The organism is Streptomyces sp. DH41 (assembly GCF_029813785.1).
Classification (GTDB): Bacteria; Actinomycetota; Actinomycetes; order Streptomycetales; family Streptomycetaceae; genus Streptomyces.
In genome coordinates, this window is sequence record NZ_JARVKY010000015.1 from 52,421 (window position 1) to 72,406 (window position 19,986).

Below are 19,986 nucleotides of genomic sequence, written 5' to 3' on the forward strand. Positions count from 1 at the left end.
AGCGGCACGACTGCCCGCAGGCTGGGGCGGCGGCGTGGCGCGGCTGTCCGTAGGGCGGGGCGGCGTGGCGTGGCTGTCCGCAGGGTCAGTCGGTGGCATTTCTGCGCCGCCTCGCCTGCCAGGCCGCCGCTCCGGCCAGGGCCGCCACGAGGGCGATGCCCGCGTAGAGGCCGACCGACGGGCCGTCGTCGTCCTGCGTGCTCTTCTCGTCCGGGGCCGCGGTGGCCGCCGAGCCCTCCTGCGTGTCGTCCTGCGCGCCCTCGTTCCGCGCCACCTGCTCGCCGCACCCCGACTTCGGGTACCCGGCGATGCCGCACAGCAGCGCGTTGGTGTTGTACCGGAGCGGGTCCGCGACGGCGGCCAGGGCGTCGGCCGTCGTCGCGTCGGGGGAGACCTGGGCGCAGGCCGTGCGCGGGGCCGGCGGAGTCTCGCCGGACGGCGCGTCGGACGCCGTGCCGAAGTCGAGGACCAGGGCGACGCGCTTGCTGCCGTCCTCGGCCGGCGTCTTCGCGCAGATCGCCGCGAAGTCCGCCGTACCGCGCGGCTGGGCCGCGTCGCCCGAGTTCTCGCTCACCGCGAAGCGGAAGCCCTGGACGTCGCCGTCGGAGGGACGGACGAGCGACGGCCCCTGGGTGGCGTAGACCCAGCTGTCGCCGTCGCGGTCCCAGAAGGACCAGTAGCGATACCCGGCGGCCTGCGCCTGGCCCGCGCTCCCGATCAGCAGGATCGTGGCCAGGAGGAGGAGAACGGCGCGGCGGGTCACGGCTGCTGCCTCTTGGTGCGGGCGCGCAGGACGAGGCCGGCGGCGACGGCGACGGCGACGACGAGGCAGACGCCGACGATCCACCAGACACCGAAGCCGGAGTCGTCCTTCTTCTCGTCCTGGTCGGCGTCCTGGGCGCTGATGGTGGCGGTGTCCGTCACACCTCGCGGAGCCGGCCCGGTCGCGTTCAGCTTCTCCACCAGGTCCGTGCCGCCGAAGGCGCGCGGGTCGGTGCCCGTGGCGTGCGCGGCGAAGATCAGCTGGGCGTAGGCGGCCGGGCCGCTCTGCTCGGCCCACTTCGCGGCGTTCTTCTTCAGCCAGGCCAGCGGCTCGGCGGCCTTCTGCGCGCCGCCCCGCGCGGCGAGGGCGACGACCGCGTCGGCGGTGTTGCCGTAGTCGGGCTGGTCGGCGGAGCCGCCGAGGGCGGACTTCAGGTGACCGTCCGCGGCGAGGGCCTGGGTGAGGTGGGCGGCGCCGTTCGCGGCGGCCTGCTCGCGGGTGGGCTTGTCCGCGTCGGCGCAGGTGGCGTCGGCGGTCTTCCCGCCGGCCTCGGTGACCAGGCCCTTGCCGAGCGCGCCGAGGACGCCGGCGGCCGTCGCGTCCGCGTTGGCGAGCAGCTTGCCGTCCTTGTCGGGCTGGAAGGCGAAGGCTCCGGCGCCCTTGTCCTCGGCGCAGGGCAGGGCGAAGGTCAGCAGGGCGTCGTACGGGGACCTGCCGTCCTTCTCGACCCGCTCGGGGTCGGTGCCCGTGGCGGTGAGGGCGCCGATGACGACGGAGGTGGAGTTGGCGTCGCTGGCACCGCCGGGGGTGTAGCCCCAGCCGCCGTCCTCGTTCTGTACGGACTTCAGCCAGGCGAGGGCGTCCTCGACGACGTCGCCGCGCCCGCCGACGGCCCACAGCGCCTGGACCGCGGCGGCCGTGCTGTTGGAGTCGACCATGGTCTTGGCGTCGCACGCCTTGGCGGTGTCGGCGCGGTACGGGGCGAAGGCGCCGTTGTCGCACTGCTGCCCGGCGAGCCAGTCCACGGCCTCCGACGACGGGAGCATGCCCACCGTGTCCTGCGCGAGCAGGGCGAGGGACTGGCGCCAGACGCCGTCGTACTGGGGGTCCGTGGTGCCGAACAGCCCGGACGGCTGGGACGGCGTGGACGAGGCGGACGCGGAGGCGGACGGCGACGGGTCGGCGGCGACCGCGGGCGCGGCCGCGGCGCCGAGCACGGCTATGACGGCGAGGGCCGCGGCGCTGCCACGACGGCGGACGTTCATGAGCGGCGGGTGCCTTTCCCTGTGCGGGGCCGGACAGCACGGGGCACCCCCGGCGGCTCGGCCCCGTATGCCTCGACGGTGCCCGTGCGCCGGCGGGTGCCGGGCACGTGAGCCGGTCACGTCCGTGCGGGGCAGTCCGGCTCACCGTCCGCGGACGACCCCGAAGGGGCCTCGGCGGGCGGTTCACGGTTGCGGGTCAGCGCCGGAATTGCACCGGCTTCCCCCCGTACGGCGTGATGACGACGCGGCCACCTTACCCGGAGCCGACGGGGCCGGGCCGGGGCGGCCGCCCGTGTGCCCCGGCGTCCGTGAGGTCGATCAGCCGGCACACCGTTTGGATGTCCACTCCCACCTGGGCGAGGGAGGCGCGGCCGGAGAGCCAGGCGATCAGGGTCGAGAGCCAGGTGTGCTCGATGACGCGGACCGCGGAGAGCTGCTCGGGGGTCGGGTTCTCCAGGCCGCCCATAGCGTCCAGGATGATCGCCGTGGTCTGGCGGGAGACCTGGTCGACCTCCGGGGAGACGCCGCGGTCGGCGAAGGTCAGGGCCCGGGCCATGGCCTCGGCCAGCCGGGGTTCCCGCCGCAGCGCGCCGAACGCCCGCATCAGGGTCTGCGCCACCCGGTCCGCCGCCGTCTCACCGGACGGGGGGCTCCTGCGCAGGGTGCCGTGCAACCGCTCCAGCTGGTCGTGCATGGTCGCCACCAGCAGATGGACCTTGGACGGGAAGTAGCGGTACAGCGTGCCCAGGGCGACCTGCGACGACTCCGCGACCTCGCGCATCTGCACCGCCTCGAAACCGCCCCGGCAGGCCAGCCGCGCGGTCGCGTGCAGAATGCGGCGGCGGCGCTCCCGCTGCCGCTCGGTGAGGGGCGGGGCGGCGGAGCGGCGCTCGAAACCGGAGGCATCGCAGGCGTCGGAGGTACCGGAAGCACCGCAGGGCCCAGAACCACCGGAGGCTTCCGTTCCCGGGTTGTCCACCTTGGCCACCTTCTCCCCGTCGCCGTGGCGTGAATCACCTGATCCACTCGTCACAGCACCCCTACCTGCCGGTAGATTCGGAGCCTCTGAACGATCAAGTCTGAAACTTGTTCTAGATTAACGTCCCGGCATAGTGTCGCGGGACAGCGCAGTGAGGAGGGGGCCCAGGGTGACCGCCGAGGCCAGTCAGACGGGTCCCCGTCCGGAGCCAGCCGCCGACGGCTTGCCACCGCTCCGTATCGCGCTCCTCACCTACAAGGGGAACCCGTTCTGCGGCGGACAGGGCGTCTACGTCCGCCACCTCTCACGCGAACTGGCCCGCCTCGGCCACCGCGTCGAGGTCATCGGCGCCCAGCCGTACCCCGTGCTCGACGAGGGCCTGGCGGACCGGCTGTCCCTCACCGAGCTGCCCAGCCTCGACCTCTACCGCCAGCCCGACCCCTTCCGCACCCCGAAGCGCGGCGAGTACCGCGACTGGGTCGACGCGCTGGAGGTCGGCACGATGTGGACCGGCGGCTTCCCCGAACCGCTGACGTTCTCGCTGCGCGCCCGCCGCCATCTGCGCGCCCGCCGCGGCGACTTCGACGTCGTCCACGACAACCAGACCCTCGGCTACGGCCTGCTGGGCGACGTGGGCGCCCCCCTCGTCACCACCATCCACCACCCCATCACCGTCGACCGGCAGCTCGAACTGGACGCCGCCGAAGGCTGGAAGCGCCGGTACTCGGTGCGCCGCTGGTACGCCTTCACCCGCATGCAGAAGCGCGTCGCGCGCCGCCTGCCCTCCGTACTCACCGTCTCCGGCACCTCCCGCCAGGAGATCGTCGACCACCTCGGCGTACGGGACGACCGCGTCCACGTCGTCCACATCGGCGCCGACACCGACCTGTTCTCGCCCGACCCGTCGGTGCCGCGGGTACCGGGCCGGATCGTGACGACGTCCAGCGCGGACGTGCCGCTCAAGGGCCTGGTCTTCCTCGTCGAGGCGCTGGCCAAGGCGCGCACCGAGCACCCGCGGGCCCACCTCGTCGTCGTCGGCAAGCGGCCCGCCGAGGGCCCCGTCGCGCAGGCGATCGAGCGGTACGGCCTCGAGGACGCCGTCGAGTTCGTCAAGGGCATCTCGGACGCCGAACTGGTCGACCTGGTGCGTTCGGCCGAGGTCGCGTGCGTGCCGTCGCTGTACGAGGGGTTCTCGCTGCCCGCCGCCGAGGCCATGGCGACGGGCACCGCGCTGCTCGCCACGACCGGCGGCGCCGTCCCGGAGGTCGCCGGACCCGACGGGGAGACCTGCCTCGCCGTACCACCGGGCGACGCGGGCGCGCTGGCCGCCGGACTGAACCGGCTGCTCCGCGACCGCGAACTGCGGGCGCGGCTCGGCGCGGCCGGACGCGAGCGCGTGCTGCGGCACTTCACCTGGGCGCGGGCCGCCGAAGGCACGGCCGCCCGCTACCGCGAGGCCGTCGGCCCCTCCGCGACCGCTCCGAGGGCCGTCCCCGCGGCCCCGACGAGTGCGACCAGTGACACCGGTGTCTACCCCGAAAGCAGGGCCACGTGCTGACCGTCGACTTCTCCCGGTTCCCGCTCGCCCCGGGCGACCGCGTCCTGGACCTCGGCTGCGGCGCCGGCCGGCACGCGTTCGAGTGCTACCGGCGCGGCGCCCAGGTCGTGGCGCTGGACCAGAACGCGGAGGAGATCCGCGAGGTCGCCAAGTGGTTCGCGGCGATGAAGGAGGCCGGCGAGGCCCCGGCCGGAGCCACCGCCACCGCGATGGAGGGCGACGCGCTGGCCCTGCCCTTCCCCGACGAGTCCTTCGACGTCGTCATCATCTCCGAGGTGATGGAGCACATCCACGACGACAAGGGCGTCCTCGCCGAGATGGTCCGCGTCCTCAGGCCCGGCGGACGCATCGCGATCACCGTGCCGCGCTACGGCCCCGAGAAGGTCTGCTGGACGCTGTCCGACGCCTACCACGAGGTCGAGGGCGGCCACATCCGCATCTACAAGGCCGACCAGCTCCTCACCCGCATCCGCGAGGCCGGCCTCAGGCCCTACGGCACCCACCACGCGCACGCGCTGCACTCGCCGTACTGGTGGCTGAAGTGCGCGTTCGGCGTCGACAACGACAAGGCGCTGCCGGTGCGGGCGTACCACAAGCTGCTGGTCTGGGACATCATGAAGAAGCCACTGGCGACGAGGGTCGCCGAGCAGGCGCTGAACCCGCTGATCGGCAAGAGCTTCGTGGCCTACGCGACCAAGCCGCACCTCCCGTCGGTGGACGCCGCGTGACATCGCCCCGGAGCCCTCGCACGCCCCGCACGGAACACCTGATCCTGCCCGGCGTCCTCACCGACGACCAGGCCGCCGCCACCGTCCGCGGCATCCTCGCCGAGCAGCGCGAGGACGGCGCGATCCCCTGGTTCCGCGGGCACCACCTCGACCCGTGGGACCACGTGGAGGCGGCGATGGCCCTCGACGCGGCCGGCGAGCACGAGGCCGCCGAGCGGGCGTACGAGTGGCTGGCCCGGCACCAGAACCCCGACGGTTCCTGGTACGCGGCCTACGCCGACGGCGACTTCGCCGACGTCACCGACCGCGGCCGGGAGACCAACTTCGTCGCCTACGTCGCCGTCGGCGTCTGGCACCACCACCTCTCCACCGGCGACGACACGTTCCTGGACCGGATGTGGCCCGTCGTCCACGCGGCGGTCGAGTTCGTGCTGCGCCTCCAGCAGCCCGGCGGCCAGATCGGCTGGCGGCGGGACGACGACGGCACCGACACCACGGACGCGCTGCTGACCGGCAGTTCCTCCGTCCACCACGCGCTGCGCTGCGCCCTCGCCATCGCCGAGCAGCGCGAAGAGCCCCAGCCCGACTGGGAGTTGGCGGCGGGCGCGCTGCGGCACGCCATCCGCCGCCAGCCGGAGCGGTTCCTGGACAAGGGCCGCTACTCGATGGACTGGTACTACCCGGTGCTGGGCGGCGCGCTGACCGGCACGGAGGCCAGGTCCCGCATCGCCGAGAGCTGGGACCGCTTCGTGGTCCCGGACCTCGGCGTACGCTGCGTCGTCCCCAACCCGTGGGTGACCGGCGGCGAGTCCGCCGAACTCGCGCTCGCCCTGTGGGCGGTGGGCGAGTCCGACCACGCCCTGACCGTCCTCCAGTCGATCCAGCACCTGCGGGACGCGGACAGCGGCCTGTACTGGACGGGCTACGTCTTCGAGGACAAGGCGATCTGGCCGCGGGAACTCACCACCTGGACGGCCGGCTCCCTGCTCCTCGCCGTCGCCGCGCTCGGCGGCCACGAGGCCACCTGCCAGGTCTTCTCCGGCGACCGTCTGCCGAGGGGACTGGACCCGGACTGCTGCGTCTGAGCGGTCAGCGGCGGCCCAGGCGGCCCGCGATCGCGTGGCCGACGAACAGGTAGACCAGGGCTGCCAGGCCGTACCCGGCGACGACGCGGGCCCAGGCCTCGTCGAAGGTGAACAGGTCACGTGACCAGCCGGCGAGCACGTCGGCCACCTCGTGGACGAACCGCACCAGGTCGTTGGCCGGGTTGGCGTCCAACAGGTACATGAGGATCCACAGCCCGAGGATGACGGCCATGATGTCGGCGATGACCGCGATGGCCGTCCCGGCGCTGGAACCACTGCGAGTTCTAGGGGACATGACTTCCGTCTGGCCTCGGATGCCTGTCCGAAACCTGCGAAGGCGGACATGTCGACGGCCCCTCGTTCCCGGAAGTCTCCCGGAACGAGGGGCCGTTGACGTGGAACGCGCGGTCAGCCGCGCTGGATGCCCGAGGTGTCCTGCAGCACGCCGCGGCGGCCGTCCTGCGTCTGGGCGACCAGGTTCGCGCCGCGCTGCTCGACGGCCAGGTACCAGGTGCCCGGCGCCAGTTCGGCGATCGGCGTGGGCGAGCCGTCCTCCGCGAACAGCGGACGCGGCACCGGCACGGCGAACCAGAACGGCGAGAAGTCCCCGGCCGGAGCCGGCTGCGCCTGCGCCTGCTGCGGCTGGGCCGCCTGCGGGGCCTGCGGCTGCGGCTGACCCGGCTGCGGCTGCTGCCCGCCGAAGGACTGACCCGGCTGACCGGGGCCCGGCTGTGCGTGGCCCGGCTGTCCGGGACCGGGCTGGCCCGGCTGGCCGCCGTACGGCTGCTGCTGCGCGCCCGGGTAGCCGTAACCACTCTGCGGCTGACCGCCGTAGGGCTGCGGCGCGGCCGGACGGGCGGCCGGGATCAGGGAGCCCTTGAGGGCCGGGACCAGGGGGGTCGCGACGGCCGCGGCGGCCATGATCAGGGTGGCGATGAGGGCGAGGATCAGGCCCGTGCCGGCACCGAGATTGTTGGTGAAGGCGCCGCCGTCGCCGTCGAAGGCGCCCGCCGGGTCGAAGATGTTGCCGAGCGCGGACCAGGCGGCGAAGACGGTGAACGCGACGCCGAACTGGCCGAGGTCGAGCCCCGCCACCTTCTTGGGCTGCGGCAGCGCGCGGGCCACGACGACGAGCACGGTGCCGATGATGCCCGCGAGGACGACACCGAGCACGACCGCCCCACTGCCCCACAGGCTGGGAATGTCGGCGTCGTCCGGGGCACCGTCGATCGAGTAGATGTCGAGGAACGACGCGATGAACAGCAACACCGCTGCTCCGATCACCACGCCGTCGCCTCGAGTGAGGGAGCGGATATTCACTTCAGGTCCTTCGTAGGTCGTCTCGTCGTCGGTAGAGGCGTCGCTGTCACCATGTCGCCGTCAGGCCCGGTGCGAAGCGCGGGGGTGGCCCCTCATCGTACGGACGACACTATCGTCCGTACGTCGGAGCTGTCCGCAGGGATGAGCGCACTGGTCACTACCCGCGCAGGAAACTCACGATTCCCTCAGACATCCCTTGCGCCGCCTTCTGCCGCCAGGCACCACTGGTCAGCAGCGCCGCGTCCTTGCTGTCGCGCATGTTGCCGCACTCGATGAACACCTTGGGAACCGTTGACAGATTGAGACCGCCCAGGTCCGTGCGCGTGACGAGACCGGTGCCGCCACCGACGTAGTTGGAGGGCGCGCTGCCCGTGGCGCGGACGAAGTTGCCCGCGACGCGCCGGCCGAGTTCGGCGGAGGGGGCGACGATGGCGCGGGTGCCGGCGTCGCCGTCCCGCACCGAGCCGGGCAGGATGACGTGGAAGCCGCGGTTGCCGGCCCCCGACCCGTCGGCGTGGATCGAGATCGCGGCGTCCGCCTTCGCCTCGTTGCCGATCCGGGCCCGCTCGTCCACACAGGGCCCGTACGGGCGGTCGTCGTCCTGCGTCAGCCTCACCGTGGCGCCCTGCTCCTCCAGGAGCGTGCGCAGCCGGTGCGCCACGTCGAGGGTGAACTTCGCCTCGGGCCAGCCCGCGTTGGTGGCCGTGCCGGTGGTGTCGCACTCCTTCCAGTGCGTGCCGACGTTCACCTTGCGGTTGATGTCGGAGGTGTGCTGGAAGTTGCCCGGGTTGTGGCCCGGATCGATGACGACGACCTTGCCCTCGAGGGGGCCGGACACCGCGGCGGGAGCGGACTTGGAGTCCGAGGGGGAGGGCCTGGCCGCTGTCGCCGACGGAGAGGTGCCCGTGGGTGCCTTGGCGTCGTCGGTGGGCGACGCGGGACCGGTGGAGGACGGTGCCGCAGACGACGTACCCACGCCGGCCGCGCGGTCCGCACCGCCCCCGCCGCCGCCCCCGTCGTCCGGGCCGCCGACCGCCGCGTACACCCCCCACCCGAGCAGCGCCCCGGGCACGAGCGCGGCGATCGCCACGGTCAGCGGACGGCGCAGCGGGGAACGGCGGGGCTGGGGAGGATCGAAGTCCGGGCCTGTGTACGACACGCAGCGACTCTAGACCGCGCCCTCAGATCCCCGCGCCCGTTCGCCGCAGGACGCGCAGCGAGTCGGTCACGGAGACCTCGGTGAACGCCCCGGACGCGAGAGCCCTGAGGTAGACGCGGTACGGAGCCTGACCGGTGAACTCGTCGGCCGGGTCCGGGAAGACGTCGTGGATGACCAGGAGTCCGCCGTCGGCCACGTGCGGTGCCCAGCCCTCGTAGTCGGCGTTCGCGTGCTCGTCGGTGTGGCCGCCGTCGACGAAGACGAGGCCGAGAGGGGAGTTCCAGATGGCCGCCACCTGGGGGGAGCGGCCGACGAGGGCCACGACGTGTTCCTCCAGGCCGGCCCGGTGGAGGGTGCGGCGGAAGGTGGGCAGGGTGTCCATCACGCCCAGCTCCCGGTCGACCGTCTCCGGGTCGTGGTACTCCCAGCCCGGCTGCTGCTCCTCGCTGCCCCGGTGGTGGTCGACGGTGAGCACGCTCACCCCGGCCCGGCGGGCCGCGTCGGCGAGCAGGACCGTGGAGCGCCCGCAGTACGTGCCGACCTCCAGCAACGGCAGCCCGAGCCCGCCCGCCTCGACGGCCGCCGCGTACAGGGCGAGGCCCTCGTGCGCGGGCATGAACCCCTTCGCGGCCTCGAAGGCGGCCAGGGTGTCGGGGGCGGGTGCCGCGGGCATGAGGGTCCCTTTCGGTGAGGCGGGCGTACGGCGCCTTATGCTGCCGCACCCCCGGCCGCGTGCTGCGACGGGGGTGCGGGAGCCGGAGGGACGGGCCAGGGGTGCGGGCCGTGAGGGGGCAGGCCGGGGGCGTTGGGCCGTGAGGGGGGCGGGTCAGGCGGAGACCGTCTCGCCCGGCAGGGACAGGTCCAGGTCGACCGGGCGGTCGCCGGTGTGGGTCGCCGAGTGGGCGAGCGGGCCGTGGCCCGTGGCGCGGGCGGCCAGCACGTACGGGCCCTCGGCGGGGACGGCGAGGGCGTAGCTTCCGTCCCCGGCGGAGAGCGTCGCCCCCGCCTGGCGGCCGTGCCGGTCGATCAGCGTGACCTTGGCGCGGGCGACGGGGACGCCGTCGGCGGTCAGCACCCGGCCGCGGAAGCCGGCCAGCTCCGCGTCGGACGGGAAGCCGCCGGACGGGAAGCCACCGGACAGCTCCGCGCCGGACGGGAAGCCGCCGGACAGCTCCGCGCCGGACGGGGAGCCGTCGGACAGCGCCCGCTCGGCGCGGGCCAGGTTCGCGTCCTCCTCGCTGCTCGCGCGCAGCTGGGTGGTCGTGGCCGGGCGGTGGCGGGGGAGGAAGAAGGCCAGGGCCAGGCCGACGGCGACCGCGCCGGTCGCGATCAGGAAGGAGACACGGAAGCCCTGCATGGTCGGGACGGCGACCCCGCCGACGTCGTCCGCGGTGCTGGCGAGCACCATGCCGATGACGGCACTCGACACCGACGTACCGATGGACCGCATCAGGGTGTTGAGGCCGTTGGCCGCGCCCGTCTCCGAGGCCGGGACCGCGCCGATGATCAGCGCGGGCAGCGAGGAGTAGGCGAGGCCGATGCCGGCGCCGAGCAGCACCGAGGTGACGACGGTCTGCCAGGCGGCGCTCATCAGGCCGAGGCCGCCGCCGTAGCCGATCGCGATGATCAGCAGGCCGAGGAGCAGGGTCGTCCGGGGCCCGTAGCGGGCGGACAGGCGGGCGTACACCGGCGCCGTGAACATCATCGTCAGACCGAGCGGGGCCACGCACAGACCCGCGACGACCATCGACTGTCCGAGGCCGTAGCCGGTCTCGGAGGGCAGCTGGAGAAGCTGCGGCAGGACCAGGGAGACGACGTAGAAGGCGACGCCGACCATGATCGAGGCGAGGTTGGTGAGCAGGACCTCGCGGCGGGCCGTGGTGCGCAGGTCGACCAGCGGGGCCGCGACGCGCAGCTCCATCAGGCCCCACAGCAGCAGGACCACGACGGCGGCGCCGAACAGGCCGAGCGTGGTGGGCGAGGACCAGCCCCAGTCACTGCCCTTCGTGATCGGCAGGAGGAAGAGGACCAGACCGGCGGCCAGACCCAGCGCGCCCGGCAGGTCGAAGGAGCCCTTGGCGCGCAGCGGGGACTCCGGTACGACGGCGAGGGTCAGGGCGATGGCGAGGACACCGAGGCCCGCGGCGCCGTAGAACAGGGCGTGCCAGTCGGTGTGCTGCGCGACCAGGGCCGCGGCGGGCAGCGCCAGGCCGCCGCCGACGCCGATCGAGGAACTCATCAGCGCCATCGCCGAGCCGAGCCGCTCGCGGGGCAGCATGTCGCGCATCAGGCCGATGCCGAGGGGTATCGCGCCCATCGCGAAACCCTGGAGGGTACGGCCGACGATCATCGGGAGCAGGGCGTCGGTGAACGCGCTGACCAGCGCGCCCACCACCATCACCGACAGGCTGACGACCAGCATGCGGCGCTTGCCGAAGAGGTCGCCGAGCCGGCCCATGATCGGTGTGGCCACGGCTCCGGAGAGGAGCGTGGAGGTCATGACCCAGGTGGCGTTGCCGGGTGTCGTGTCCAGAAGTCGGGGCAGGTCCTTGAAGACGGGGACGAGCAGGGTCTGCATCACCGCGACGACGATGCCCGCGAAGGCGAGCACCGGGACGGTGGTCCCGCTCGCTTTCCGGGCGGGTTCGTCGGTCGTCGTGTCGGACATTGAGTGAGGCCTCCAGGCCGGTATGAGCGGCGAACGCGATGCCATGCGTGAACCGCGCCGCGGACGTGCGGACGCGTATGTGTGCAGGCTGAACCTCGTGCGCCAGGGCAACTATTCCGTTACTTCGAGTCCCTAACGAATTCTTGACCTTCTCTTTGGCCTTCTCTTTGGGGAGTGTCTACGTCCGCGGGCCTAGGACCCCCCTGGACGGAACCGGACCGACCCGGGGGACCAAATACCGGTGCAAGGGGCGCGCCCGGGTTGAGACCATGACGCTCATGCTGGAAGCCACCGGTACCAACACCGCCCGAATATCCTCGCGCCGCACGCCACCCACCTGGCTGGTCGTGGCGCTCGCGTGCGCCGGGCAGTTCCTGGTCGTGCTCGACGTGTCCGTCGTCAACGTCGCCCTGCCGTCGATGCGGACCGACCTCGGGCTGAGCGCGCAGGGACTGCAGTGGGTGGTCAACGCCTACGCCATCGCCTTCGCCGGGTTCATGCTGCTGGGCGGGCGGGCCGGGGACCTGTACGGGCGCAAGCGGATGTTCCTGGTCGGGCTCGGACTGTTCACGCTGGCCTCGCTGGGCGGCGGACTCGCCCAGGAGGGCTGGCAGTTGCTGGTCGCACGGGCCGCGCAGGGACTGGGCGCGGCGGTACTCGCCCCCTCGACGCTCACGATCCTGACCGCCGCGGTCCCGGAGGGGGCCGCGCGGGCCCGGGCGATCGCGACCTGGACCGCCGTCGGCGCGGGGGGCGGCGCCGCGGGCGGCCTGGTGGGCGGCGTCCTGGTGGACGGGCTGTCGTGGCGCTGGGTGCTGCTGATCAACGTGCCGGTGGGCGCGGTGGTGCTGGCCGGGGCCGTGCTCTGGCTGACCGAGGGCCGGGCGGGCGAGCGACGGCGCCTCGACCTGCCGGGCGCGCTCCTGGTCACCGCCGGCCTGGCCACCCTGGCCTACGGCATCTCGCAGACCGAGTCCGAGGGCTGGACGGCGTCCGCCACGCTGGTGCCGCTGCTCGCCGGGCTGGCGCTGCTCGCCCTGTTCCTCCTCGTCGAGGCGCGGACAGTGGCGCCGCTGATGCCGCTGGGGCTGCTGCGTCTGCGGTCGGTGGCGTCGGCGAACGTGGCGATGCTGGTGTCCGGCTCGTCGATGTTCGCGATGTGGTTCTTCATGACGCTGTACGCGCAGAACGTACTGGGCTACTCACCGCTGGAGGCCGGTTCCGCCCTGGTGCCCAGCTCACTGGCGGTCGTCCTCGCGTCGAAGGCGGCACCGCGGTTCATGCGGGTGATCGGGGCCCGGAACACGGCCGTGCTCGGCACGCTCGTGGCGGCGGCCGGCTTCGGCTGGCAGTCGACGATGACCGCGGACGGGGACTACGTCACCGCGATCATGATCCCCGGGGTCCTGATGATGCTGGGCGCGGGCCTGGCGGCGACTCCGCTGGCGTCGCTGGCCATCTCCGGGGCGGCGGCCGATGACGCCGGACTGGTCTCCGGGCTGGTCAACACCTCCCGGACGATGGGCGGTTCGCTGGGACTCGCCGTGATGTCGACGATCGCGGCGGCCCGGGCCGGGGGAGAGGACGCCGGGCCGGAGGCGCTGACGGAGGGGTACGCGCTGGTGTTCCGCACGGCGGCGGTGGTGCTGGTCGCCGGGGCGGTGCTGATGCGGGTGTGGCTGCCGCCGGGGGAGCGGGCGAAGCGCGGGGCGCGTGGGTGACTTCGGCGCGGACGCCGGGCGCATGGGCTCGGGACCGGCTCAGAGCCAGCCCTGGTGCCGGGCCTCGCGGAGCGCCTCCGCGCGGTTGCGGGTGGCGGTCTTGCCGATGGCCGCGGAGAGGTAGTTGCGGACCGTCGACTCGGAGAGGTGCAGGGCCGCCGCGATGTCCGCGACGGTCGCGCCGTCCGCGGACGCCCGCAGGACGTCGCACTCGCGGGCGGTGAGCGGGCTGGGGCCCGCGCTGAGCGCGGCGGCGGCGAGCGCGGGATCGACGACCGTCTCTCCGTCCAGCACTCGCCGGATCACGCCGGCCAGCTCCTCCACCGGGCCGTCCTTCACCAGGAAACCGACGGCTCCGGCCTCCATGGCCCGCCGGAGGTACCCGGGGCGGCCGAAGGTGGTCAGGATCAGCACCCGGCAGCCCGGCGCCCGCTCACGCAGCTCGGCGGCGGCGTCCAGACCGCTCCTGCCCGGCAGTTCGATGTCGAGGAGGGCGACATCCGGGCGGTGGGTGAGCGCGGCGTCGACGATCCGGTCCCCGGCCGACACCTGCGCGACCACCTCGATGTCCTTCTCCATCCCGAGCAGCAGCGCGAGCGCGCCGCGCATCATGCCCTGGTCCTCGGCGAGGAGGACACGGACGGGAGGGGAGCCGGGGGCTTCGTCGGTCACGGCGCAAGGCTAACGGCGCAAGGCTAGGAGGTGGGCGGGGACGCCGTCCCCACACCGCTGCCTCCCACCACCCCCGCCGCCGACGGCCCCTCCGGTCCCGCCCCCTCCGGTTCCGCCTTCTCCGGTCCCGCCCCCGCTGGTCCCGCCCCCTCCGGTCCCGCCCCCTCCGGTCCCGCCTTCTCCGGTCCCGCCTTCTCCGGTCCCGCCCCCGCTGGTCCCGCCTTCTCCGGTCCCGCCTGCGCCGACTCCGCCTCCACCGACTCCACCGGCAGTTCCGCCGTCACCGTGAACCCACCCCGTTCAGCCACCCCCGCGGTCAGTGAGCCGCCGGCCGCGGCCAGGCGTTCCGCCAGGCCGGTCAGGCCCGTGCCCGGCCCCCGGGTGGAGCCGTCGCCGCCCGTGCCGTCGTCCGTGACCGTCAGCCGGACCCGCTCCGGGCCGCCCGACACCGCGATCTCGCACCGGCCGGCCCCGCTGTGCCGTACGACGTTGGTGACGGCCTCCCGCACCACCCACCCCAGCAGTGCCTCCGCCCGGGGAGGCAGCGGCGGGCCGGAGAGGCGGACCACCGGCTCCACGCCCGCCGCGGTCAGCGCCGAACGCGCCCGGTCCAGCTCCGTGGTGAGGCTGCCCTCGCGGTAGCCGGTGACGGCCTCGCGGACCTCGGTCAGCGCCTGGCGGCCGATCGACTCGATGTCGGTGATCTGCGTCAGGGCCGTGTCCAGGTCGCTCAGGGCCAGCCGCCGGGCCGCCTCCGACTTGACCACGATCACGGACAGGGTGTGCCCGAGCAGATCGTGCAGGTCGCGGGAGAAGCGCAGCCGCTCCTCCGCCACCGCGCGGGTGGCGAGTTCCTCGCGGGCTGCGCGCAGTTGCCGTACGGCGTCGGACAGACCGAGGATCGCGGCCGTCACCATCGTCGACAGGAAGGTCCCGTAGGCGATGCTCAGACTGCCCCAGCCGTCCTTGAACCCGGCCACGGCACCCGCGAGCACCGCCAGCGACCAGCCCCACCGGCCCAGCCACCGGCCGCGCAGCGCCGCACCCGCGGCCAGCCCGAGCAGCGGGAAGAACAGCAGCCAGTTGCCCCCGTACGCCAGGGACAGCCCGCACGTCACCAGGGTCATGACGACCAGGGCCAGGCGCGTGGACGGGGACTCCCGGCTCTTCTCGTGGAAGGAGCGGACGGCCACGTAGATGTAGAGCGAGTTGAAGACCAGCAGACCGATGACGCCGATCCAGGGGTTCGAGGTCCGGTCCTGGAAGAGGTTCGCGAGGCTGCCCAGACTTATCAGCAGCCAGGGCAGGAGCCTGAAGCCGATGGGCGGCGGACCGACCCCTTCCCCTCGTTCCCCTCGCTCGCCGGCGTCGCACGGCGTGGACCGCCGCGCCGGTCGCCACGCTTCCAGGTGGCACGGGATCCTGCCCGTTCGCCGTGCTTGTGGGCGGGCTTGTGCGCGGGCTTGTGTGCGGGTCATGGCCGTCGACTCCCTGAGACGCGGTGTGTGGTCGGTGCCTTCGATGCCTTCGGTGGCGTACGGGCGACGCTACGGAGTCGGCGGGGGCGGGCGGCAGATGCGGTTGTCCGGAGAACGGCAGGACAAATGTCATGGGAGACCGGCGTCCCGTACGGTCGTGCCCGTCCGTGCCGCCCGTCCGTGCCGCCCGTCCGTGCCGCCCGTCCGTGATGCCCGTACCGGGAGAGCCATGCCCATCGACGCAGCCGAGGCGCTCGCCGCCGCACCCCGCGTCCGCGAGATCGCCTGGGACCACAAGGACGTCCAGCTCTACCACCTCGGCATCGGCGCCGGCCTGCCCGCCACCGACCCACGCGAGCTGCGCTACACCCTGGAATCCCGGCTGCACGTCCTGCCGAGCTTCGCCACCGTCGCCGGCGGCGGTCCGCCCGGCGTGATCGGCGCGCTGTCCATGCCCGGTGTCGACGTCGACCTCGCCGACGTCCTGCACGGCGGGCAGCGCCTGCGCGCGCACCGGCCCGTTCCGGTGCGGGGCCGGGCGAGCGCCGCCTCGCGCGTCGTCGCCGCGTACGACAAGGGCACGGCGGCCGTCCTCGTCCTGCGCACCGAGGTCACCGACGAGGGTGGGCCGCTGTGGACCGACGAGGCCGAGGTCTTCGTACGCGGAGAAGGCGGCTGGGGCGGTGAGCGGGGACCGTCCGGGCGTCCGGCGCCGCCACCCGCCGCGGCGCCGGACCACGTGGCCGAGCGACCCCTGCGCGAGGACCAGGCCCTGCTCTACCGGCTCTCCGGCGACTGGAACCCCCTGCACGCCGACCCGGAGTTCGCCGCGCGCGCCGGCTTCGACCGGCCCGTCCTGCACGGGCTGTGCACCTACGGCGGCACGCTCAAGTCGGTCGTCGACACGCTGCTGGACGGTGACGTGACCCGGGTGCGCGAGTACCGCGCGCGGTTCGCCGGGGTCGTGTATCCGGGGGAGACGCTGCGGGTGCGCATGTGGCGGTCCGCGGGGCCGGGGGAGGGCGGCACGGTGCGGGTGGCGGTGGGCGCCGTGGACCGCGACGACGCGCCGGTCCTCGCCGACACCGTCGTCCGGTTCGGATGACGGCAACGGCCCCGTTCGTCGGAGTGACGGACGGGGCCGGAGCCGTTTGCCTGCTCGCTACTTCTGTGTTGTGCCTCTTGCCGTGCCGTCAGGCCGCCGCGGAGTCGGCCGCTTCGGCCGGCTTGCGGTGGCGGCCCCGTGGAGTCGCCGCGTCGTCCTGGCTGGAGACCGGACCTCGGTGCCGGCCGGGGCCGGTGTCGGTCTCGCGAACGTCGGCACCGTCGGCCTGCATCGGCTGGGTCGTGCTGGCGTCGTTCATCGGAAGGAATTCACCCCGTCAACATGATCTTTCCTACAGCCGGGCGAGTGTAACCGGCACACCTCGGCCCGAATCCAGGCGACCACGCCAACCGGCACTACTTCGTTACAAGCTGTGCCAGCGGGGCCTGTTGCAGCGGTACGGGGCGGGGCGAAGCGGACGTCCGGATGTCCGCTTCGCCCGTTCCGTCCGGGTCGACCGGAGCCGTGATCTCCGTATCCCGCGCGCTTGCGGCGTCCCGCGCGGGCGTGGCACCCCTCGCGCGTTCCACGCCCCCCGGGATCCCCGGGATGCCCGGGCTCCCCGGGTCCTCCGGCGGCGGGCCGTCGCCCGCCGCGCGTGCGGTCAGCCGCGCCACACCGCACGGCGACTGCGGTGTGGCGCACGGCAGACGCAGCTCCCCGTCCGCGGTCCACAGCCCGGCCCCCGTCAACCACCCCTCCGGCGCCGGAAGGTGACGCACCTGTCGTTCGGCGGGCCGCCACACGCCGACCCAGCTGCCGAACGCGCCGTCCAGGCGCAGCGCCACCGCGCAGCGCTCCGGCGTGAGCGCCTGACCCGGCTGGATCGCGAACGGTGTGACGACACAGTCCGGCAGCCGCAGGCACTCCGGGAAGCGCACCGGCAGTGTGCTGCCCAGGACGCCCCAGCCGAGCCGTTCGTGCCCCGGCGAGGGCGCGTCCGAGCGGATCAGCACCAGTCCGCTGTCCGGGTCGGCCAGCAGTATCCGGTCGTCGCTGTCCGCGGCGATCTGCAACAGCGGCGACACCTCGCCGGCCCGCTCCAGGTCCACCACGACCGCCTTGGTGCGCCCGCCGGTCTCCCGGTCCACGGCGAGTATCCGGCCCGCGCGGTCCAGCCAGACCCCGCCCGAGCAGCGGCCGGGGATCTCGGCGATCCGCAGGGGACCGAAGAGGCCGCCGGCGACCTGCCACAGCACCGAAGCGCGCGGGCCGACGGCGAGGGCGTACGCCCGCTCGCCGCCCGGAACCGGCGGCAGCAGCCGCAGCGCGGCGGTGTCCGACGGGCACTCGACCGCGCCGAGCGACAGCTCGCCGGTGCCGGGCCCGGTCGGGTACAGCAGCGAGAAGACGTGCCGTCCGGCCGCGACGCGGTGGACCAGGACCCGCCCGTCGCCCATCGGCTGCACGTCGGTGCCGGGCTCCTCCGGCTGATTGCCGGGCAGCGGCACCGCGTACGGTTCGGGGCCGTCCAGGGTCCAGCGCTCCGGGTACCAGGAGTCTCCCCGCAGGGCGAGACGCGCGGCGTAGGCGCCCTCCGCGGTGATGCTGCAGGCCGCCCGCCGGGGACCGCCGTTCCCGGGGTCCGCCGAAGGCTCGATTGCACAGACCGTCATCGTTCGGTCACCTCCAGCGACGAAGCTAGTTTCGTACGCACGGGCGGGGGACCGGCGACAGTCCGCATCACACATACGTGTGGCACAGGAACGATTCGCCTGAAGGAAGGGTGCGGTGTGTGCTGCGCCGGAGCGAGGCGGTCGCGGGGGCACGCTGGGCTGCGGTCGCGGGAGCACGCTGCGGTGCGGTCGCGGGAGCACGCTGTGGGTACAGCGGCGCAGAACCTCCAGGTAGCCTTGCATCCGTGCCCCGTCTGTCAGAAGTAATCGCCGCGCTGGAGAACCTGTGGCCCGCCGAGCGGGCCGAGTCCTGGGACGCGGTCGGCACCGTCGTGGGCGACCCCGACCAGGAGGTCTCCCGGGTCCTGTTCGCCGTCGACCCGGTCCAGGAGATCGTCGACGAGGCGGTGAAGCTGGGCGCCGACCTGCTCGTCACCCACCACCCGCTGTACCTGCGGGGTACGACGACGGTCGCGGCCTCCACCTTCAAGGGCCGCGTGGTGCACACGCTCATCAAGAACGACATCGCCCTGCACGTCGCCCACACCAACGCCGACACCGCCGACCCGGGCGTCTCCGACGCGCTGGCCGGCGCGCTCGGCCTGCGCGTCGTACGGCCACTGGTGCCGGACCCGGCCGACCCCGAGGGGCGCCGCGGTCTCGGCCGCGTGTGCGAGCTGGAGCACCCGCTGACCGTCCGGGAGCTCGCCGCCCGCGCCGCCGAGCGGCTGCCCGCCACCGCGCAGGGCATCCGCGTCGCCGGCGACCCCGAGGCCACCGTCCGCACGGTCGCCGTCAGCGGTGGCTCCGGCGACAGCCTCTTCGACCACGTCCGCGCGGCCGGTGTCGACGCCTTCCTCACCGCGGACCTGCGCCACCACCCCGTCTCGGAGGCCCGCGCCCACAGTCCCCTCGCGCTGCTCGACGCGGCGCACTGGGCCACCGAGTGGCCCTGGTGCGAGCTGGGCGCGGCCCAGCTCGACGAGATCTCCGACCGGCACGGCTGGGACCTCAGGGTCCACGTCTCCAAGACGGTCACCGACCCCTGGACCGCCCACGCGGCGTCCGCCCCGACCTCCAACACAATGGGAGCCCCCAACTGAAAGCCGCGCCCGCCGACCAGATCCGACTCCTCGACGTCCAGGGCCTCGACGTGCGGCTCCAGCAGCTCGCGCACAAGCGCAGGTCCCTGCCCGAGCACGCCGAGATCGAGTCGCTGACCAAGGACCTCACGCAACTGCGCGACCTGCTCGTCGCCGCGCAGACCGAGGAGAGCGACTGCGCCCGCGAGCAGACCAAGGCCGAGCAGGACGTGGACCAGGTGCGCCAGCGCGCCACCCGCGACCAGCAGCGCCTGGACTCCGGCGCCGTCACCTCCCCGAAGGACCTGGAGAACCTCCAGCGCGAGATCACCTCCCTCGCCAAGCGCCAGGGTGACCTCGAGGACGTCGTCCTGGAGGTGATGGAGCGCCGCGAGTCCGCGCAGGAGCGGGTCGCCGAGCTGACCGAACGGGTCGGCGCGGTGCAGGGCAAGTCCGACGACGCCGCCGCGCGCCGGGACGCCGCCGTCGAGGAGCTGGACGCCGAGGCCGCCTCGGTGACCAAGGAGCGCGAGGTCATCGCGGGCTCGGTCCCCGCGGACCTGCTGAAGGTGTACGAGAAGCTGCGCGAGCAGCAGGGCGGCGTCGGCGCGGCCAAGCTGTACCAGCGCGCCTGCCAGGGATGCCGCCAGGAGCTGGCGATCACCGAGCTGAGCGAGATCCGCTCGGCGGCCCCCGACACGGTCGTACGCTGCGAGAACTGCCGCCGCATCCTGGTGCGCACGGCCGACTCCGGACTGTAGGGCCGGTTCGGTGGCAGCTTCGGTGG

The 19,986-nt window shown here is 73.7% G+C and carries 19 protein-coding genes; 7 read left to right on the forward strand and 12 right to left on the reverse strand.

Annotated elements, in window-relative coordinates:
* Positions 1-85: 85 nt before the first annotated feature.
* The 3 genes from QC283_RS23475 to QC283_RS23485 all read right to left on the reverse strand — a co-directional run bounded on the left by QC283_RS23475 (position 86) and on the right by QC283_RS23485 (position 3,007).
* Complete coding sequence (locus QC283_RS23475; RefSeq protein ID WP_279563617.1) at positions 86-763, reverse strand: SCO2322 family protein; 678 nt, start codon at positions 761-763, stop codon at positions 86-88.
* Positions 760-2,028 (reverse strand): prenyltransferase/squalene oxidase repeat-containing protein, encoded by a 1,269-nt coding sequence (locus tag QC283_RS23480; protein WP_279563618.1) that lies wholly within the window; start codon positions 2,026-2,028, stop codon positions 760-762. Before QC283_RS23480 ends, QC283_RS23475 begins: the two co-directional genes overlap by 4 nt.
* A 253-nt stretch (positions 2,029-2,281) precedes the next feature.
* Positions 2,282-3,007: a TetR family transcriptional regulator gene (locus QC283_RS23485; protein ID WP_279563619.1), complete on the reverse strand. Its 726-nt coding sequence runs from the start codon at positions 3,005-3,007 to the stop codon at positions 2,282-2,284.
* A 169-nt stretch (positions 3,008-3,176) separates the two neighbouring features.
* Here QC283_RS23485 and QC283_RS23490 point away from each other — a divergent pair, with 169 nt between their 5' ends.
* The 3 genes from QC283_RS23490 to QC283_RS23500 are packed head-to-tail and all read left to right on the forward strand — an operon-like array spanning position 3,177 to position 6,378.
* Positions 3,177-4,565 carry a glycosyltransferase family 4 protein gene (locus QC283_RS23490; protein WP_279563620.1) on the forward strand — a complete coding sequence of 463 codons (1,389 nt, stop codon included), beginning with the start codon at positions 3,177-3,179 and terminating at the stop codon, positions 4,563-4,565.
* Positions 4,559-5,293 (forward strand): class I SAM-dependent methyltransferase, encoded by a 735-nt coding sequence (locus tag QC283_RS23495; protein ID WP_279563621.1) that lies wholly within the window; start codon positions 4,559-4,561, stop codon positions 5,291-5,293. The genes QC283_RS23490 and QC283_RS23495 overlap by 7 nt, the downstream gene beginning before the upstream one ends.
* The gene (locus QC283_RS23500) at positions 5,290-6,378 is read left to right on the forward strand and encodes a prenyltransferase/squalene oxidase repeat-containing protein (RefSeq protein WP_279563622.1); all 1,089 of its coding nucleotides are present in this window, start codon (positions 5,290-5,292) and stop codon (positions 6,376-6,378) included. Before QC283_RS23495 ends, QC283_RS23500 begins: the two co-directional genes overlap by 4 nt.
* Positions 6,379-6,382: 4 nt before the next feature.
* On the opposite strand, the gene QC283_RS23505 is transcribed toward QC283_RS23500, so the two are convergent.
* The 5 genes from QC283_RS23505 to QC283_RS23525 form a co-directional block, all read right to left on the reverse strand.
* Complete coding sequence (locus QC283_RS23505; RefSeq protein ID WP_279563623.1) at positions 6,383-6,673, reverse strand: hypothetical protein; 291 nt, start codon at positions 6,671-6,673, stop codon at positions 6,383-6,385.
* 113 nt (positions 6,674-6,786) lie between these two features.
* On the reverse strand, positions 6,787-7,698 hold the full coding sequence (locus tag QC283_RS23510) for a hypothetical protein (RefSeq protein ID WP_279563624.1): 912 nt from the start codon (positions 7,696-7,698) through the stop codon (positions 6,787-6,789).
* Between the two features lie 157 nt (positions 7,699-7,855).
* On the reverse strand, positions 7,856-8,857 hold the full coding sequence (locus QC283_RS23515; protein WP_279563625.1) for an N-acetylmuramoyl-L-alanine amidase: 1,002 nt from the start codon (positions 8,855-8,857) through the stop codon (positions 7,856-7,858).
* 22 nt (positions 8,858-8,879) lie between these two features.
* Positions 8,880-9,530: a class I SAM-dependent methyltransferase gene (locus QC283_RS23520; RefSeq protein WP_279563626.1), complete on the reverse strand. Its 651-nt coding sequence runs from the start codon at positions 9,528-9,530 to the stop codon at positions 8,880-8,882.
* Positions 9,531-9,683: 153 nt separating this feature from the next.
* Positions 9,684-11,525 carry an MFS transporter gene (locus QC283_RS23525; RefSeq protein ID WP_279563627.1) on the reverse strand — a complete coding sequence of 614 codons (1,842 nt, stop codon included), beginning with the start codon at positions 11,523-11,525 and terminating at the stop codon, positions 9,684-9,686.
* Between the two features lie 278 nt (positions 11,526-11,803).
* Here QC283_RS23525 and QC283_RS23530 point away from each other — a divergent pair, with 278 nt between their 5' ends.
* Complete coding sequence (locus tag QC283_RS23530; protein WP_279563628.1) at positions 11,804-13,246, forward strand: MFS transporter; 1,443 nt, start codon at positions 11,804-11,806, stop codon at positions 13,244-13,246.
* 39 nt (positions 13,247-13,285) lie between these two features.
* Here QC283_RS23530 and QC283_RS23535 read toward each other — a convergent pair whose 3' ends face one another.
* Both QC283_RS23535 and QC283_RS23540 read right to left on the reverse strand, forming a co-directional pair.
* The gene (locus tag QC283_RS23535) at positions 13,286-13,918 is read right to left on the reverse strand and encodes a response regulator transcription factor (RefSeq protein WP_279563629.1); all 633 of its coding nucleotides are present in this window, start codon (positions 13,916-13,918) and stop codon (positions 13,286-13,288) included.
* Between the two features lie 23 nt (positions 13,919-13,941).
* Positions 13,942-15,396: a sensor histidine kinase gene (locus QC283_RS23540; RefSeq protein WP_279563630.1), complete on the reverse strand. Its 1,455-nt coding sequence runs from the start codon at positions 15,394-15,396 to the stop codon at positions 13,942-13,944.
* Between the two features lie 229 nt (positions 15,397-15,625).
* Here QC283_RS23540 and QC283_RS23545 point away from each other — a divergent pair, with 229 nt between their 5' ends.
* The gene (locus QC283_RS23545) at positions 15,626-16,501 is read left to right on the forward strand and encodes a MaoC family dehydratase (RefSeq protein ID WP_279563631.1); all 876 of its coding nucleotides are present in this window, start codon (positions 15,626-15,628) and stop codon (positions 16,499-16,501) included.
* Between the two features lie 88 nt (positions 16,502-16,589).
* On the opposite strand, the gene QC283_RS23550 is transcribed toward QC283_RS23545, so the two are convergent.
* Together QC283_RS23550 and QC283_RS23555 are read right to left on the reverse strand one after the other, a co-directional pair.
* Positions 16,590-16,760 carry a hypothetical protein gene (locus QC283_RS23550; protein WP_279563632.1) on the reverse strand — a complete coding sequence of 57 codons (171 nt, stop codon included), beginning with the start codon at positions 16,758-16,760 and terminating at the stop codon, positions 16,590-16,592.
* Positions 16,761-16,857: 97 nt separating this feature from the next.
* Entirely contained in the window at positions 16,858-18,117 is a 1,260-nt protein-coding gene (locus tag QC283_RS23555; RefSeq protein ID WP_279563633.1) for a hypothetical protein, read from the reverse strand.
* A gap of 245 nt (positions 18,118-18,362) precedes the next feature.
* Here QC283_RS23555 and QC283_RS23560 point away from each other — a divergent pair, with 245 nt between their 5' ends.
* On the forward strand, positions 18,363-19,220 hold the full coding sequence (locus QC283_RS23560; RefSeq protein WP_279563634.1) for a Nif3-like dinuclear metal center hexameric protein: 858 nt from the start codon (positions 18,363-18,365) through the stop codon (positions 19,218-19,220).
* Entirely contained in the window at positions 19,217-19,960 is a 744-nt protein-coding gene (locus tag QC283_RS23565) for a zinc ribbon domain-containing protein (protein WP_279563762.1), read from the forward strand. The genes QC283_RS23560 and QC283_RS23565 overlap by 4 nt, the downstream gene beginning before the upstream one ends.
* Positions 19,961-19,986: the final 26 nt, after the last annotated feature.